We start from the raw sequence: 16,653 nt of genomic DNA, 5'->3' as shown, positions 1-16,653 counted from the left end.
GCCCATGAAGGCCACCGCTGCTCCGTCCTCCGCCCCGGTGCGGTTCGACGCGTTGCTCTTGTGTGCCGTGCTGTCGCTCGTGTCGCTTGGCCTGGTGATGGTGTACTCGGCCAGCGCTGTCATGGCGCAGGACAAGCTGAAGGACAGCCTCTACTTCCTCAACCGGCAGCTCGTGGCGGCCGGCATGGGCGTGGTGGCGATGGCGGTGGGGATGAAGGTGGGCTGGCGCCGGCTGGCGCGGTTCGCGTACCCGCTGCTGCTGGTGACGCTGGTGCTGCTGGTGCTGGTGCTCATCCCGGGCATTGGCACCTCGGCGGGCGGCGCGCGGCGGTGGATCCGCTTCCCGGGCTTCGGCCTGCAGCCGGCCGAGGTGGCCAAGGCCGCCTGGGTCGTCTACCTCTCCTACTCGCTGGCCAAGAAGCGCGAGAAGGTGGCCAGCTTCTCCGTGGGCTTCCTCCCGCACCTGCTGCTGTGCGGCTTGCTGGTGGGCCTTTGTATGTTGCAGCCGGACTTTGGCAGCTCGGTGCTGTTGGTGTTCCTGCTGTTCGCGCTGTTGTTCGCCGCCGGCACCAAGGTGAGCTACCTGGTGGGCTCGGTGCTGCTGGCGCTGCCGCTGGCGTACGCAGCCATTGCCTCCAGCCCCTACCGCATGAAGCGCGTGCTGGCCTTCCTGGACCCGTGGGCCCACCGCCATGACATCGGTTACCAGGTGGCCGAGTCCCTTATGTCCATCGGCTCGGGCGGCCTCACCGGCCTGGGGCTGGGAGATGGCCGGCAGAAGCTCTTCTTCCTCCCCGAGGCCCATACGGACTTCATCTTCGCCATCATCGGCGAGGAACTGGGGCTGGTCGGGGTGGTGCTGCTGGTGTCGCTCTACGGCATCGTCATCTGGCGGGGCATCCGCGCGAGCCTCGCGGCCCCGGAGGCGTTCGGCACGTACCTGGGCCTGGGCCTCACCTCCATCATCGCGTTCCAGGCCACGGTAAATATGTGCGTGGCCATGGGGTTGTTGCCCACTAAAGGACTGACGCTTCCCTTCGTGTCCTACGGAGGCACCTCGCTGGTGGTGCTCATGGGGGCGGCCGGTGTATTGCTCTCGCTCAGTGCCAGCGCGGAGGGTGCTGGCAACCGGACCTTGCGCTCCGGCGGTGACATGAGGGAGGTGGCGGCGTGAAGGTGCTCATCGCGGGAGGCGGTACGGGCGGTCATCTCTACCCGGGCATCGCCCTGGCCGAAGAGGTGGTGACGCGCCACCACGCCAACAAGGTGGTGTTCGTGGGCACCGAGCGGGGTCTCGAGGCCCGCGTGGTTCCCCGTGAGGGCTACCCTCTCGAGACCATCCGGGCGCAGGGCCTCAAGGGCAAGGGTCTGCTGGGCCTCATCAAGGGCCTGCTCGCGCTGCCCCTGGCCTTCATCGAGTCCTTCCGCATCCTCAAGCGCCACAAGCCGGACGTGGTGGTGGGCGTGGGCGGCTATGCCAGCGGACCCGTGGTGCTCGCCGCGGCGCTGATGGGCATCCCCACCGCCGTGCAGGAGCAGAACGCACTGCCGGGGCTCACCAACAAGGTGCTCGGCAAGTTCGTGCGTGTCGTCTTCACCGCCTTCGAGGACGCCGCCCGCTTCTTCCCCTCGCGCAAGGTGCAGCTCGTGGGCAACCCCATCCGCCGCAAGCTGATGGAGAACTTCCTGCGCTCGCGCGTGGCGCACGAGAAGTTCAGCCTGCTCGTCTTCGGCGGCAGCCTCGGCGCCCGTGGCATCAACCAGCGGATGATTGACGCGCTGGACCACCTTCAGGACATCAAGGATCAGCTCCACATCGTCCACCAGACGGGCAAGAACGACCTGGAGACGGTGCGCAAGGGCTACGCCGACAAGGGCTTCTCCTCCCAGGCCGAGGTGGTGGAGTTCATCGAGGACATGTCCAACGCCTACGCCAAGGCGGAGCTGGTCGTGTGCCGGGCGGGTGCCACCACGCTGTCGGAGCTGACGGTGGCCAAGAAGGCCAGCATCCTCATTCCCTTCCCCTTCGCCACGGACAACCACCAAGAGGTGAATGCCCAGGCGCTGGTGAAGGCCGGGGCGGCCCTCATGTTCCGCGAGTCGGAGCTGACCGGGGAGAAGCTGGCCGCGGAGATCCGCCGCCTCAAGGACGAGCCCGACAAGCGCCGCCAGATGGAGAAGAAGGCCGGTCTGCTGGGGCGTCCCGAGGCCGCCAAGGAGCTGGCGGACGTGCTCGTGGACCTGATGGTGAAGACGTACGGTCCTTACGGCCGGGCCGAGGCTCGCGGCGAGGACCCGAACCCGAAGAAGCCGAAGAAGTCCAACGGCGGCGAGAAGCCGTCCGGCGACAGCGAGAAGCAGGCTGGCGGTAACGAGAAGCAGGTCTGAGGAGACGACATCCGTGACGAACAACCGCCCCGCCAGGCCCGCGAGCCTCTTCAAGACGCGCCATGCCGCGCACGTGCACTTCGTGGGCATCGGCGGCATTGGCATGAGTGGCATCGCCGAGGTGCTGCTCAACCAGGGCTACAAGGTGTCCGGCTCGGACCTCAAGGCCAGTGACATCACCCGCCGCCTGCAGAGCATGGGCGCCACCATCTTCGAGGGCCACCGCGCGGAGAACCTCGTCCACTCGGACGTCGTCGTCATCTCCTCGGCGGTGCGCAAGGACAACCCCGAGGTCGTCACCGCGCGCCAGCGGAAGATTCCCGTCATTCCTCGCGCGGAGATGCTCGCCGAGCTGATGCGGCTCAAGTACGCCGTCGCCGTCGCGGGCAGCCACGGCAAGACGACCACCACCTCCATGGTCGCCACCGTCCTCTCCGCCGCGGGCCTGGATCCGACGGCCGTGGTGGGCGGCAAGGTGAACGTGCTCGACTCCAACGCCAAGCTGGGCAAGAGCGAGCTGATGGTGGTGGAGGCCGACGAGAGCGACGGCAGCTTCCTGCACCTGCACCCGTCCATCACCGTGGTCACCAACATTGACCCGGAGCACATGGACCACTACGGCACGCTGGATAACCTGAAGGACGCCTTCACGGCCTTCTGCAACCGAGTGCCCTTCTACGGCCTCAACGTCCTGTGCCTGGACAACCCCAACGTCCAGTCGCTGCTGCCGCGCCTGGAGAAGCGCTTCGTCACCTACGGCAGCTCGCACATGGCGGACTACCGGCTGGAGGGCATCCGGCTGGAGGGCTTCACCACCCGCTTCGAGGCCTTCCGGCGCGACGAGCCGCTCGGTGAGTTCCGCGTCCGCATGGTGGGCGCGCACAACGCCCTCAACGCCCTGGCCGTCATCGCCGTGGCCGAGGAGATGGACATCCCCCTGGACGTGGTGCGCACCGCCCTGTCCGAGTTCGGCGGTGTGCAGCGGCGCTTCACCGTGCGCGGCGAGGTGGCCGGTGTCACCGTGGTGGACGACTACGGGCACCACCCCACCGAGGTGCAGGCCACGCTCGCGGGCGCCCGGCGCGCCTTCGGCCGGCGGATCGTGGTGGCCTTCCAGCCCCACCGCTACACGCGCACCCATGACCTGATGAAGGAGTTCGCTACCTCCTTCAACGACGCGGACGTCGTCTTCGTCTCCAGCGTCTACGCCGCGGGCGAGGAGCGCATCCCCGGCGCCACCGGCGACGCCCTGGTCGAGGCTGTCCGTTCCCACGGCCACCGCGACGTCACCTTCGTGGAGAAGCGCACCGACCTGGCCAAGACGCTGCTGCCTCGGCTGCGCGAGGGCGACATCGTCCTCACCCTGGGCGCTGGCGACATCACCCAGGTGGGCCCGGAGCTCATCGAGCTCCTCAAACAGCACGGCACGGCGAAGGGCGACTAGGGCATGGCCGCGGGCTTCTCCTCATCGTCCCTGCCCGAGCGGCTGGGGCGCCTGTCCGGCGTTGAGGTGACGGCGAATGCGCCGCTCGCGCCTCTCACCAGTGTGCGCGTGGGGGGCCCCGCCGAGGCGCTCGTCCGCCCGCGCTCCCCGGATGCCCTGGTGGCATTGCTCCGCTTCCTGCGCGAGGAGGGCGTGCCCCTCACCGTGCTCGGCGGAGGCGCCAACACCCTCGTGGGCGATGGCGGCATCCCCGGCGTCACCGTGAAGCTTCCCAGCGACCTGTTCCCCGAGCAGGCCGAGGTGGGCGCGGAGGAGGGGAGACTCACCCTCGGCGCGGGCGCGGCCATTGTTCGGCTCTGCAACCAGATGCGAGCCCACGGACTGGTGGGGGCGGAGTTCCTCGCCGGGATTCCCGGCACCCTGGGCGGCGCGGCCACCATGAACGCGGGCACCAAGAATGGCGAGTGCTACCGCGTGGTGGAGGCCGTGGAGGTGGCCACCGCCGACGGGGTGGGGTGGCTCTCCAAGGCCCAGATTCCCCACCGCTACCGGCACACGGAGCTGCCCCCGGGCGGCGTGGTGACGCGCGTGCGCTTCTTGCTGCCCAAAGGAGACCTCGAGGTCTCCAAGAAGGTCATGGACGAGGACCTGGCCTACCGCAAGCGCAGCCAGCCACTCAGCCAGCCCAACTTCGGCAGCGTCTTCGCCAATCCGCCGGGCGACTTCGCCGGGCGCCTCATCGAGAGCGTGAGCCTCAAGGGCCACGTCATCGGCCGCGCGCAGGTGTCCACCCTGCACGCCAATTGGATCGTCAACCTGGGCGGCGCCACCGCCCATGACGTGCTTTCCCTCCTCACCCTGATGCAGACTCGCGTGCGCGAGGAGCGGGGTGTCGAGCTCCAACCCGAAGTCAAGCGTGTAGGGGTCTTCCAGCCATGAGCGGCTTCTCCAAGGACGAGCTGAAGCGGAAGCGGGTGGGTGTGTTGTTCGGGGGCCTGTCCTCCGAGCGCGAGGTGTCCCTGCGCACGGGCGCCGCCGTGTCCAAGGCCCTGCGCGGGCTTGGCTACGACGTGGTGGACATCGACGTGGGCAAGGACCTGCCCGCGCGCCTCGCCGCCGAGAAGGTGGAGGTGGCCTTCATCGCCCTCCACGGCCGCTACGGCGAGGACGGCTGTGTCCAGGGTCTGCTGGAGTGCATGTTCATCCCCTATACGGGCAGCGGCGTCATGGCCTCCTCCCTGGGCATGGACAAGGTCTTCGCCAAGCAGGTCTTCATCGCCCACGGCATCCCCACCCCTCCCTATCGCGCCTTCCGCACCGGGGACGAGGCCCGGGCCGCCGCCGACTCGCTCCCCTTCGGCTTCCCCGTCGTCGTCAAGCCCTCCCGCGAGGGCAGCAGCGTGGGCGTCTTCATCTGCAAGACGCGTGACGAGTACCTCACCGCTGTCGAGGCTGCGTCCAAGCTCGCCGGCTCCATCCTCGTGGAGCAGTACATCAAGGGCCGCGAGGTGCAGGGCGGCGTCCTGGACAACGAGGCCCTCGGCGTCATCGAGGTGGTGGCCGCCCGGGAGTTCTACGACTACCAGGCCAAGTACCAGTCCGGCGGAACGACACAGTACCTCTTCCCTGCACCCCTCCCGCCGGATCAGTATGAGCGGGTGAACCAGGTCTGCCTTGCCGCTCATCGTGCGCTCGAGTGCAGTGGATGCTCCCGCTCGGACGTCATCCTGACTCCGTCCGGAGAAGTCTTCCTGCTGGAGATCAACACGCTGCCTGGAATGACCGAGTCCAGCCTGCTGCCGAAGATCGCCGCGGGCCGGGGCATCGACTTCCCGGGCCTCTGTGAGCGGCTGCTGCAAGGGGCCACTCTCAAGGCCTGAGAGGCCCTCCCCCTCAGAATGAAGTGGACTTGCTGGTCCCCTTCAGGGGACCCGGGCGCTACAGCGACGTGTCTGTAGCGAAAAACTGGCGTGGAGATCCAACCGGGCGCAGCATGCGCCGACGCACACCATGGCTTTCGGTAAGTCCAAGAATCGTCGTCGCCAGGACGCCGCCCAGACGAAGGAGGCGGTGACGGGAGCCGTGCGCTCTCACGGTCCTGGCGTGCTCAAGGTGATTCTACTGACCGGTCTGACATGCGCTTTGGTGTGGGGCGGTATCGAGCTGCGGCGCTGGGCGCTGTCCTCGCCCACCTTCCTCTTGAAGGAGACCTCCTTCAGCGGGCTGCAGCGGGCCACGCCGGGCGAGCTGCTCAAGCTGTCCGGGCTGACGGTGGGGCAGAACCTGTGGTCGCTGGACGTGGAGACGCTGGAGCGCACCATGTCCACCCACCCCTGGGTGCGCACCGTGGAGGTGCGGCGCCACTTCCCCTCCAGCGTGTCCGTGGAAGTGGTGGAGCACATGCCGGCGGCGCTGGCGGCGCTGGGAGACCTGTACCTGGTGGCCGAGGACGGCGAGCCCTTCAAGCGGCTGCAGCCCGGCGACAAGCTGGACCTGCCGCTCGTGACCGGGATGGACCGGGAGGGCTACCTGGCGGACGAGGCGAAGACGCGCGAGCGCTTCCGCCAGGCGCTGGAGGTGGCGCGGGCCTACGCGGCCACCGAGCCCGGCAAGCGCGAGCGGCTGAGCGAGGTGCGGGTGGCGGCAGAGGGGCTGGTGCTGGTGCTGGCGGACGGGACGGAGGCGTGGCTGGGCGAGGGTGAGACGGACGCCAAACTTCAGCGGCTCTCGCGCGTGCGCGAGGAGCTGCGTGCCCGCGGCCTGGCCGCGGAGGTCATCCACCTGGAGAACCGGGCTCGGCCCGGCTGGGTGGCGGTGAAACTTTCGAGCCCCGTGTCCGAGAGGAGCGGGGCCTCGCAGTAGGAACGAGCCCCTTTCACGAGAGTGGGGGGCCTGGGAGGGTTGTTATGGCGAAGCAGAAGTCCGGGGAGATCATCGTCGGCCTCGACATCGGCACGACGAAGATCTGCGCCATCGTCGGCGAGCTAACCGACAACGGGATTGACATCATCGGCATCGGTACGCACCCGTCGAAGGGCCTCCGCAAGGGCGTGGTGGTCAACATCGAGGCGACTGTGTCCTCCATCCGCCGCGCGGTGGAGGAGGCCGAGCTGATGGCAGGAGCGGAGATCTCCCACGTGTACACCGGCATCGCCGGTGGCCACATCAAGGGCTTCAACTCGCAGGGGATTGTGGCGGTGAAGGACAAGGAGGTGCGCGAGCCGGACATCGCCCGCGTCATCGACGCCGCCAAGGCCGTGGCGATTCCGCTGGACCGCGAGGTCATCCACGTCCTGCCGCAGGAGTTCATCATCGACGACCAGGGCGGCATCAAGGAGCCGCTGGGCATGGCGGGGGTGCGCCTGGAGGCGAAGGTGCACATCGTCACGGGTGCGGTGTCGAGCGCGCAGAACATCGTGAAGTGCGCCAACCGCACGGGCCTGAACGTGGCGGACATCGTGCTGCAGCCGCTGGCCTCGGCCGAGGCCGTGCTGGGTGAGGACGAGAAGGAGCTGGGCGTGTGCCTCGTCGACATCGGCGGGGGGACGACGGACATCGCCATCTTCTCGGGCGGCTCCATCGTGCACACGGCGGTGATTGCGCTGGGCGGCAACAACCTGACGAGCGACATCGCGATTGGCCTGCGCACCCCGGCGCACGAGGCCGAGCGCATCAAGCAGAAGTTCGGCTGCGCGCTGGCATCGATGGTGAACAAGGACGAGACCATCGAGGTGCCGAGCGTGGGCGGCCGGCAGCCGCGAGTGCTCGGGCGGCAGATTCTGTGTGAGATCCTGGAGCCGCGCGTGGAGGAGATCTTCCAGCTCGTGCACCGGGAGATCCAGAAGTGCGGCTACGAGGACCTGCTGGCCTCGGGCGTGGTGATTACCGGTGGCTCGACGCTGCTGGCGGGCATGCCGGAGCTGGCCGAGGAAGTGATTGGCTTGCCGGTGCGCCGGGGCATGCCGCGCGGGATTGGCGGGCTGGTGGACGTGGTGAAGAGCCCCATGTACGCCACGGGCGTGGGTCTGGTGGTGTACGGGGCAAAGCACCTGGACCGGCGGATGTTCCGCATCCGCGAGGAGAACGTCTACAAGAAGGTCAAGGGCCGCATGCGCGAGTGGCTCGAGGAGATCTTCTAGGCAGTTCTGTCAGTCTTTGCCGTACCCCACCGGGGCCGCTCTCCTCCCAGCGGCCCCGGTTTTTTTAGTGAGACGCGGGCGAAGCTATTCAAGAACCCGGCACTTTTGCGCAGGTGTATCGGGCGCGAACAATGATTCCCTTGAGAACTGCGGGCGATAATCCATGGCCAATGACCGGGCTCTTCGTCTGACTCTCGCTCTGGGTCTGTTGCTGGTGCACGCCTCCTGTGCAATGCCCGCCAGCACCCTTCGGGAGTGGCCCTCTCATTCCAAGGAAGGGCCGGATGTGCAGGTGAGTCAATTGCCGGATGGCAGACTCCGTCTTGCCTTCTCGCCCCTCTCATCGGAACTGGCCCTACAGCATTTCTCCGAGGAGGAGGCTCGGAGCGCGCTGAGCGAGTTCCGGGAGGCGCTGGCCAGGCAACCGCCCAGGATCCTGAGGACGGCTTCGTTCTCAGAATGCTCAGGTTCGCGAGGGGCTGATCTTTGGGATCACTCCTTGCACGAGCAGTTTATCGCCCGCTACGGCACTCCGTTTGTTCCATTGCCCGACTGCCTGAAGGAGAGCGCCCTGTTCATGGCCCTGCGCCTGTCACCCCGTTACATGCCCGTTGGCATGCGTGAGGCCGCCCAGGCTCTCTTTAAGGACCCCGCCTTCCTCGCGGGAGTTGCTACCGCTCTGGTTGTCTACCTCATCGCCTGGGCAGCGCCCGAGCCCATTTTTACCAAGAGCTTCGCTATGGCTGCCACGGTGCTGTTGGCCTCTGTCTTCACCATCGCGGAAATCGCTCATGCGGGTGCTGCTGCCTGGGCCCTATATCAAGACACTCAAGGGCTCCGTACTCTGGCGCAGATCGAGGCGGCCGCAGAACGGTTTGGCAGGACGATGGGCGGCGTGGGTTTCCGGATACTGGTGGCGGTGGCAAGTTGGGGAGTGGCCAAGGGGCTACCGAGGGTGCCTCCAGGCGGGGCTTGGGCATGGCTCAAGCAGCGGCGCCTTGCTTTCGTGGGAGGGATGGAACTGTCCGAGGTTGTCTCCGTTCAGGCCACGTCGGTCCAGGCCATGGCGGATGGCTCCTTGTTGGTAGCGGGAGTGTCAGCCGGCAATACGGCACAGGTATTCCGCAGTGCTTGCAAGGATGGCTTGCTCAAAGTGACAGGCTTCACCTGGCACCACCTTGCTACGAACAAGAACGAGATATCCGACCTGAGAGGTGGCCCCTGGACACCCTTGTTCGAGGCGATCTTCGCACAAGCTGGAATGACCCTGGATGCAGGTGAGAACCAAGTCTTCTTGAAGGACCATGGAGGCCCTCACCCCGAGGCGTATCATGAGGAGGTCCACAGACGGCTCAGGGAAGCCATCAAGGGCTGTAAGACCAAGCAGTTGTGTCGAGCCAAACTGGTGGACGAGCTGAAACGGATTTCAGATGAAGTCTGCACTCCCGGAACCAGACTTCACCGTCTGTCGACGAAGTCTTGAAGCCAGACCTGAGGATGTTCATGAGGTATTACGATCTGCTCAGTGACATGCGCATTCGTGGTCGCTGGGTCCTCGCGGATCCCGTCGATGAGCACGGCGAAGAGGTTGACCCATGGCAATTCGATAAGGGGTGCTTCATCAATGCGCATGGCAAACTCGTGCTGCGTCAGGCTCGTCCTGGGAGTGCTCTCGACTTCAGCTTCACCACGCTCACGATCCCGGTGGTCCATGGCCGGGTTGTGTCCCTCTGTGCGCGCCTTGGCTTGCTGCAACAGGTGCAGTTCCTACCCGCTCAGGTGGAGGGGCAAGCCGAGCCGTACTTCATCCTCAATGCGCTTCGCGTCATCCGTTGCATCGATGATGCGCGCTGCGAAGAGGTGCGCTACTGGCGTCCGGAGGACGGAGACCCTGACAAGGTGGGGCAGTACCGAGTCGTTGCCGGCATGCGCATCGATCCAACAAAAGTGGGTGATTCCCACATCTTCCGTCCCTGGGGCTGGAGTGTGGCCCTCCTCGTCTCCGAGCGCCTCAAACAAGCAATGGAGGAGGAGGGCATCACAGGCACGAAGTTCGTCGAGGTTTCGTAACTCTGGTATCCAGTAGGGTGCTGCGTCATGGCGCTGAGGGCCCTGACCTCACGGTTGGATGGCACTCGGCTCGGGCTTCGGGCGCTCGGCGACGGGCAGGTAGCATTTGCCCTGGTACTCGGCCTGATCGTCGTAACAGGGCGGGCGCTTCTCCAACGCCACCCAGCATCCGCCGTTGATTTCCACCTCGCCCTTCCTGGGTTTGCAGGGGGCCTTGGCCTGGTTGCCGAAGGGCTTCGCGGGAAGCGGGTAGGTGATGCCAGAGGGGTTCGGGTCTTCCGTCTGGACCAGGGTGAGCGCATTGGGCGGGGCATCGGAATCCACGGCCACACCGGTGGGTTCCTCGTGGCACATGGGCGCTGGTGGAGCGCTCGTCAACGGCTCCGGGCTGTTCGGGGGCCGGGACTCGGGGGCCAGATGGACTAGCGCCAGGAGCAGGGCGCACACCGCAGCGGCGCTCGCCATGCTCAATCCCAGGCGCCACCGGGGGCGGGATTCATAATTCTCAGGGACGGCGCGGGCCATGCGCCGCACGGCCTCGCTCACACTTTCGAACGTGAATACCAGCGACTCCACCGACTGCCTGTCGGGGGCCCTGGACCATGGGGTTTGCTCCACTTGCATGGCGACGTAGCCAGTTGAGGCCGACGAGGAGATGAGACTCACCCGCCAATCCTTCAGCGCTACCGCCCCCTGATCGGCGTTGAGCTTGAGCACCAGGGCCGTTGCCCCGCTCGTCTCGTGCGTGGCCCGATAGAGCTCCTCCTGGCCGCGAGCGGCCTGCGGCACCTGCTCCTGGAGTTGGTACGGCCCCAACTGCTCCGGATTCTCCTCACTGGTCTCGGCCTGCTTCTGCTCGTCCACGCATGCTCCTCCCTAGGCCCCGAGCCTGCAGGGGGCCTGATGCCCTTGTTCGCATGGGCCGGGCCCGACTTCCAGGAGGTACCCGGTGCATCAGGGGGCGGCCTACTGCACAGGTGCACTCTCCTGCGATGAGGGAAGGTTCGTCGAGATCTCATCGATTCATGCTCCATCGCGCCGGCATCGGGTTCGCGGTAGGGAGCGGTCCACCACATCGGAATCCACTACACTCGAAGTACACCCCCCTGTAGGAAGCTGAGGTATGTCCACCCGGTCCCTCGCGTCCGACATACCGCTCCTGCTCATTCTCCTGCTGCTGGCCGGATGCGCCACGGGAGGGCCGGTGGTGAGTATGCTGAGCCCCAGCCGCCGTGCACCGGTCCAGTACGCACAGTCCACGGATTCTGCGACAGCTGGCTGCCTGCGCAACCCTGCCTGCTACAAAACCCTGCCGGGAGAAGAGGCAGTCATTCCCTGGGTGTCTCGTGCCGTGGACGCCGCCCACGCCGCCACCACCATGTCAGTGATGCTGGAGGGCGCGGACATTAAGGTCATCGAGCAGGTGCTGACCGACTGCGCCCAGAAAGCCAATGAGAAGGTCAACAGTGAGGATGAGGAACTCCAGGGACGGGAGCCCACCAGGGAACAATGCAAGAAGGTGGTGCGCATGGAGGGCGGCAAGGAGGTGACGCGCGCCATGGAACTCGGAGCCAAGAAGCACGAGGTGGCCCTCGATTGCGCGCGGAAGGCATTCGCTGAACGTTTCACGCAGAACGTCAGGGTGGAGCCCACCTACCAGAAAGACTCCCGCACGAGGCTGTGGCGATGGGTTGACCCCAAGCAGGTGGAGGAGTGGCTGCAGCTCGGGCTTACCAGCATGCTGTGGGGGGCCTTGGTACCCGATATCGTGATTCACGTATCGGGCAATCCGAACCAGGTTCGGCACGTCTACGACTTCAAGTTCACCTGCCCGGCCGAGAATCCGCCGTCCTGGCGGCCGTCCACCAGGGGTCAACCTCATTACCCATACGATCAAGGCGCGATGTACAAAGAGGCGCTTCTTGAGGGGAGAAGCAAGCCCAGCTTTGCCACGCCTCAGGGGATCAAATGATGAGTGATCACTATCCACGCGTTCGCCTCTACTCGGTCCTGGGCGGTGAACGCCATTCCCTGTACATCCGGGAGAGCGTGAGCATCACCTTCTACATGCGGCGCTCCCACCAGGAGATCATCCAGCAGGTGATGCGCTGCCTGGAGGTGTACCTCCGTGCCATCGGGCCCCAGGTACTCGGTTGGTATGTCGATCCGTACAGTGGCGATTGGGAGGAGCTCGACGACAAGGGCTGGGCGTTTCTTCGGCGCGAGATGTTCGACGAGCCAATTGCCCAGGTCTGGCTGAGAGAGTTTGCTGGTGCCACCACGGGGTACGAGGTCCTCTACCATGGCCGGCTGCTCGAAAAGAATGTGACAAGCGCGCTGTCCTTCATCCTCCCCACGGAATACCTGGAAGCGCACGGACCGGGACGCGTGCGGGAACTGGCGCTGGAACTGGCAGCAGAGTTGCCCTTCAGTTCCGGACATGGGGGCTTGTGCTTCAACTTCCCAGAGAGCGTCGTCGGAACGACCGGTGCCATCCGCGACATGTCCTTCCGCTATCCCGGCCTGGACATTCCAGGCGTGCATTTCGACTCGCTCTCCATCGGCACCCGGGTGAAGGGAGTGCACTGGCTGAACTTCCTGGGCCAGCCCGTGTTGGGGGCGCTCGGAGGCGCCGCGGGCCTGCGCGAGCGCCTGCGCGCGCCTGACACCACCGTGCAGGAACTCGATGGTGAGCGGGCCGTGGTGACGCTAGGGGAATGGCCGGAGGCGGGTGACTTGGAGCAGGGCCGCACGTTGCCTGATTACCGCGAGCTGGCACACGTGCTGGAACCCTGGCTGTACATGGACCGCGGCAACTGGAGTGGCTTCTCCGACGAAGACGTGCGCCGATGGGAGCGTCGCTTCCTCGACTGATGCCTCATCTGGACCAGAGTAGGGCCAGCTCGAGCTCGATGGCCTCGAAGGGCTCAGCGCGAACCCGCTGCTCGCCAGCGAAGGTCTCGACCAGAATCCAGTGGTTCCCTTCGAGCCGGAACACATCGAGTGTATGGGCCAGCGGGTCCACGAGCCACAGGTGCCGCACCCCTTCGCGGGCGTAGATGCGCATCTTCGGGCCCTTGTCCATGTGCCGCGTGCGCTCGGAGAGCACTTCGCACACCCAGTCCGGTGCGAGCTCGTAGTGCGCCGGTGCCTCGTCCCCTCCGAGGGCATCAGGCATGCGCTCGCGCCTCCAGCCGGCGAGGTCCGGGACGAGCTTGTCCGGGCGTGGGCCGAAGTGCAGCTCCGGCTCATAGAGGATGACCCATCCACCCGGTCCCCCTGTGCCGAGCCAGAAGGGTCCTCCGATGATGATCCCCAGTCGTGACGCCACGTTGGTGTGGGGACGCGCCGGGCGGGGGCTGAGGTGCAGCTCCCCATCGAGGAGCTCCGCCACCATTTCCGCAGGCGCCGCTTGGAAGTCCGCCTCGACGGACGGCGCGTTGCGCTCGCTAGACTCGGACTCAGGAGGGCGACGGGTGGCCATGAGGGATGATTTCAGCATGTCCCTCGTGTCGTGCAATGCCGAGGCCGCGTGCGCCAGACCCGCCGAGCACAGGAGGGCTCGATACAGCGCTCAGAGCGGGTTCGAGCCGGGAGGCATGCGCTGGGCGCCGTAGGTGTAGACGTACTCCTCCACCTGCAGGAACTCCTTGAGGGGTTGAGCGCCGCCGTCCTCGCCCCAGTCCACCCTGTCCATGCGCATCAACCGGGTGGAGTAGGGCACCAGCGTGTCCGGGTCCGTGACGAGCTCGAAGCGCTTGCTCGCCATGGGGCCCGTCCCCGCCTCGGACTGGCCGACCGGCTGCAGATCCACGGTCAATCGCACGCATCGCCGCTCCTGGGCGTCTGGTGTGCAGGGGACTCCCACTTCGATGGAGGTGTGCTCGTCCGCGGCCACTTCCTTCTTCTCCATGAAGCCCGTGCCCACCACCATCGTCGATTCGCGCCGCACCGGCTCGCCGGGCACCAGGGTGACACCGCGCCAGTTCCCCACCAGCCGATCCCAGTACTCCAGTGCGGACTCTTCCTGCGCGGCCACCAGGTTCTCGAGGAGCTCCGCCTTCTTCTCCGGCTCCATGGGCAGTACCTCCAGCATCTGCTGGCCCGGCAGGTTCTCGGAGATGTCGATGCCCTGGAAGCAGCCCTCGTCGTCGAAGTGCACCGTGGGCACCGGGTCCACCATGGCGGCGAACTGGGGCGGAGACACCTCGATGTCACTCGGGACGAACTGGTAGTGGCCCTGCTCCTCCGTCGGCGCCACGGTCAGCCAGTAGCGGCGCTGGACCTGGGTGTTGCCCAGGGGGCTGTTCATCGTGACGGAGTAGGAGACGCGAGCGGCGAGGTGCTCGGGCCAGGCGAAGCGGAGGGTGACGGCGTCCTTTGGGGCGCGCTGGGTGGATGCGGGTGTGGCGCAGGCGCAGAGGGCAGGAAGGATGGCCGCGAGAATCCGGGAGCGAATGGCGCGTGTCATGAGAATGCGCGCTACAGCACCGGCCCGCCCGAAACGCCAGTGACTTCGAGCCGGGGCTTTCCGCGCGTCTGGAGGAGTGTGTAGGGCACACGGCCGGAGGTGAAGGTGCTACGCTTCCGGGATTGAGCCGACATGGAGAGTGACACAACTGAGTGCCACGTGGGCCGTGGCATCACCTGCGGTGCATGTGCCAGCCAGACATGTGTTGCAGCTCTGCACGTCTCAGCGGGACCTCTCAATGCAGTTGGTGAGCGAGTTGCCATGAGCCCTGTGAGACTCAATGCAGGAAGCCTGTTCGAGCACATACGCCACATCTGCTTGCGCCCGAGGATGTTCGCTCCGAACTTCGAGCTCGATCATCTTCACATGTATATTTATGGCTATGAGAGTGCCCTTGGAGATACAGGGCAGAAGAGCCAGCACGAGCAATTCAGGGAGTGGATCTACAAGCGGCACCCCAAGTGGCGGTATCTCCCCACATGGTGGGCCCAGCAAGTCTACGAAGCCAACGCGTGCGACCTGGAGCGCACGCTCGAAGCAATCATCCGTCTCCTGGATGAATTCCTGGCAACGGAGGGAGCGGAGTTCGTCCGCTTCCCCGAGCGGGAGACCGAATACGAAATCACCATCCAGAAGCCAGAACGACGCCCGAAGCGGAGTCCTCGCGCCAAGCGGCGACGCGCTGAGTGAGCGCCGTTCTCCTGGTTCCAGCTCCTACTGCTTGTTGGCCTCGGGGGCCCGGAAGGCGTGCATATGAGCCACCTCGTCGCGCATGGATGACTCAATCATCTCCTTCCGCAGAGAGGGCAGGGGCCAGCGGTGGGGCACCGCGCTCTGCCAGGCCGCGTAGCTGGCCCGTGAGTCCGTGCTGCGCTCCGTGGCCTGTCGCAGGCGCTCCTCGTCCCCCAACTCCGTGGCGGCCTTCTTCATGACGTTGAGCCCCACGAGCCGCTCGACGATGGAGGACTCCTCGGAGAGGCGCGAGCCGATGCGCCACAGGGCCTCGCCCAGGCGCTGGCGCTCGGTGGGCGTGAGCGTGTCTCGCGAGGCCTCGGTGCGCTTCTGGAGCAGCCAGGGCACGGGGCTGACCAGTGCCATGACCGCGACTGTGTACGCATGGTTCTCCGGGCGGGAAATCCCGGTGGCCTCGAAGTGGCGCAGCGCGTACCCGTTGAGCGAGACGAAATCGCTCTGGCGCCAGTCGCTCAGCTTGGACAGAGCCTCGAGCTCCTGAATCTCCCGAGCAGTGAAGGGCGCCTGGGAGTCCGTCCCCTCCAGGAGGAGCAGGGCGCGAAGCTGCATGGACTCCGGGTAGTTGGTGGAGAGCGCGGCGAGCCGGGCTCGTAGGGTGGTTCGGAGCTGGGCTCGCATCGGGGCGGGCAGCTTGTCTCGCTCGATGTACTCGGCGATGGGGACGAGCAACTCGGGGAGCGTGACCACGGGGATGTGTTGGATGAGTGCGCGGGCTCGCTCGGCATCCAGGGGCATGGAGAGCGCGACCACGAAGCGCTGCTCGGCCGAGAGCTCCTGCTTCCAGACCTCCTCCGGGCCGGGGCCCGTGGCGAGCGGCTCCTCCTCCTCCGGCAGCAATGGCGACTCGCTGAAGTCGGGCCGGCCGATGCCGTTCCATGCCTGGGTGAAGGCGTCATGCCAGCCCAGTGAAGGCCGGGTGCGTCTGAGCGCGAGGAGTGACTCCAGCAGGCGTGGCTCGGGGCGCTCGGGAAGACTCTGGCGCAGCGTGAGGATGTGGCTCGCCGCGCCGTCCAGGTCTCCGGCCTCGAGAGCGTCGCAGGCGCGGGCGAAAAGGACGGAGGGCGCGGGAGCTTGCGCGGAGGCCTCGGACGGAGCGGGGGCTGCCCGCGCTTCGAGACACAGGGGTCCGAGTGCGAGGACGAACAGGGCTCGGCGCAGGTTGCACGCCAGGTGCCAGGAGCGGCCGTGGAGCGAGAGGACTCGTGTCATGCGTCCAAGCATAGCCGGGCTCGCGAGCCTCAGAGGTCTCTCCTGTCTGCTGGAGGCCCGGCCCGGCCCGCGAGCCCTCGGGTGTACGCAACAGGCCCTGACAGCGGACTTCCCGGCGTTTGTGGGTATTCCCCCCAACCGTTATTCACACGCGTGTATTCACTCACTGGAAGGGGAAG

General features: G+C 66.3%; 16 protein-coding genes. 12 read left to right on the top strand and 4 right to left on the bottom strand.

Going from position 1 to position 16,653, the window contains the following annotated elements:
- Positions 1-4 precede the first annotated feature (4 nt).
- The 9 genes from ftsW to OV287_RS41230 all read left to right on the top strand — a co-directional run bounded on the left by ftsW (position 5) and on the right by OV287_RS41230 (position 10,041).
- A complete protein-coding gene (gene ftsW / locus OV287_RS41270) occupies positions 5-1,174 on the top strand; it encodes a putative lipid II flippase FtsW (RefSeq protein ID WP_267539523.1) in 1,170 nt (389 codons plus the stop codon).
- Positions 1,171-2,388 (top strand): undecaprenyldiphospho-muramoylpentapeptide beta-N-acetylglucosaminyltransferase, encoded by a 1,218-nt coding sequence (gene murG, locus OV287_RS41265; protein WP_267539522.1) that lies wholly within the window; start codon positions 1,171-1,173, stop codon positions 2,386-2,388. The genes ftsW and murG overlap by 4 nt, the downstream gene beginning before the upstream one ends.
- A gap of 13 nt (positions 2,389-2,401) precedes the next feature.
- A complete protein-coding gene (murC, locus tag OV287_RS41260) occupies positions 2,402-3,832 on the top strand; it encodes a UDP-N-acetylmuramate--L-alanine ligase (RefSeq protein ID WP_267539521.1) in 1,431 nt (476 codons plus the stop codon).
- Positions 3,833-3,835: 3 nt separating this feature from the next.
- Complete coding sequence (murB, locus tag OV287_RS41255) at positions 3,836-4,771, top strand: UDP-N-acetylmuramate dehydrogenase (protein ID WP_267539520.1); 936 nt, start codon at positions 3,836-3,838, stop codon at positions 4,769-4,771.
- Positions 4,768-5,712: a D-alanine--D-alanine ligase gene (locus tag OV287_RS41250; protein ID WP_267539519.1), complete on the top strand. Its 945-nt coding sequence runs from the start codon at positions 4,768-4,770 to the stop codon at positions 5,710-5,712. Before murB ends, OV287_RS41250 begins: the two co-directional genes overlap by 4 nt.
- Positions 5,713-5,842: 130 nt before the next feature.
- On the top strand, positions 5,843-6,694 hold the full coding sequence (locus OV287_RS41245; protein WP_267539518.1) for a cell division protein FtsQ/DivIB: 852 nt from the start codon (positions 5,843-5,845) through the stop codon (positions 6,692-6,694).
- 44 nt (positions 6,695-6,738) lie between these two features.
- A complete protein-coding gene (ftsA, locus tag OV287_RS41240; protein ID WP_047859677.1) occupies positions 6,739-7,971 on the top strand; it encodes a cell division protein FtsA in 1,233 nt (410 codons plus the stop codon).
- Between the two features lie 499 nt (positions 7,972-8,470).
- Complete coding sequence (locus tag OV287_RS41235; RefSeq protein ID WP_267539517.1) at positions 8,471-9,454, top strand: AHH domain-containing protein; 984 nt, start codon at positions 8,471-8,473, stop codon at positions 9,452-9,454.
- Entirely contained in the window at positions 9,451-10,041 is a 591-nt protein-coding gene (locus OV287_RS41230; RefSeq protein ID WP_267539516.1) for an imm11 family protein, read from the top strand. The genes OV287_RS41235 and OV287_RS41230 overlap by 4 nt, the downstream gene beginning before the upstream one ends.
- Positions 10,042-10,089: 48 nt before the next feature.
- Here the strand turns inward: OV287_RS41230 and OV287_RS41225 are convergent, their stop codons facing one another.
- Positions 10,090-10,905 carry a hypothetical protein gene (locus OV287_RS41225; RefSeq protein ID WP_267539515.1) on the bottom strand — a complete coding sequence of 272 codons (816 nt, stop codon included), beginning with the start codon at positions 10,903-10,905 and terminating at the stop codon, positions 10,090-10,092.
- A gap of 259 nt (positions 10,906-11,164) precedes the next feature.
- On the opposite strand from OV287_RS41225, the gene OV287_RS41220 reads away from it, so the two are divergent.
- Positions 11,165-12,013, top strand: a complete 849-nt coding sequence (locus OV287_RS41220) for a hypothetical protein (protein ID WP_267539514.1) — start codon at positions 11,165-11,167, stop codon at positions 12,011-12,013.
- Entirely contained in the window at positions 12,010-12,915 is a 906-nt protein-coding gene (locus tag OV287_RS41215; protein WP_267539513.1) for a type VI immunity family protein, read from the top strand. The genes OV287_RS41220 and OV287_RS41215 overlap by 4 nt, the downstream gene beginning before the upstream one ends.
- 4 nt (positions 12,916-12,919) lie before the next feature.
- Here the strand turns inward: OV287_RS41215 and OV287_RS41210 are convergent, their stop codons facing one another.
- Together OV287_RS41210 and OV287_RS41205 are read right to left on the bottom strand one after the other, a co-directional pair.
- Complete coding sequence (locus tag OV287_RS41210) at positions 12,920-13,525, bottom strand: Uma2 family endonuclease (protein ID WP_267539512.1); 606 nt, start codon at positions 13,523-13,525, stop codon at positions 12,920-12,922.
- 90 nt (positions 13,526-13,615) lie between these two features.
- Positions 13,616-14,512, bottom strand: coding sequence for a hypothetical protein (locus OV287_RS41205; protein ID WP_267539511.1), 897 nt, complete (start codon positions 14,510-14,512; stop codon positions 13,616-13,618).
- A gap of 330 nt (positions 14,513-14,842) precedes the next feature.
- Here OV287_RS41205 and OV287_RS41200 point away from each other — a divergent pair, with 330 nt between their 5' ends.
- The gene (locus OV287_RS41200; protein ID WP_267539510.1) at positions 14,843-15,202 is read left to right on the top strand and encodes a hypothetical protein; all 360 of its coding nucleotides are present in this window, start codon (positions 14,843-14,845) and stop codon (positions 15,200-15,202) included.
- A 24-nt stretch (positions 15,203-15,226) separates the two neighbouring features.
- Here the strand turns inward: OV287_RS41200 and OV287_RS41195 are convergent, their stop codons facing one another.
- Positions 15,227-16,474 (bottom strand): hypothetical protein, encoded by a 1,248-nt coding sequence (locus OV287_RS41195; RefSeq protein ID WP_267539509.1) that lies wholly within the window; start codon positions 16,472-16,474, stop codon positions 15,227-15,229.
- Positions 16,475-16,653 lie beyond the last annotated feature (179 nt).

This window comes from Archangium lansingense (assembly GCF_026626635.1).
GTDB lineage: Bacteria > Myxococcota > Myxococcia > Myxococcales > Myxococcaceae > Archangium > Archangium lansingense.
The sequence above is the reverse complement of the archived record's forward strand: the minus strand, read 5'-3'. Positions and strand labels throughout refer to the sequence as shown.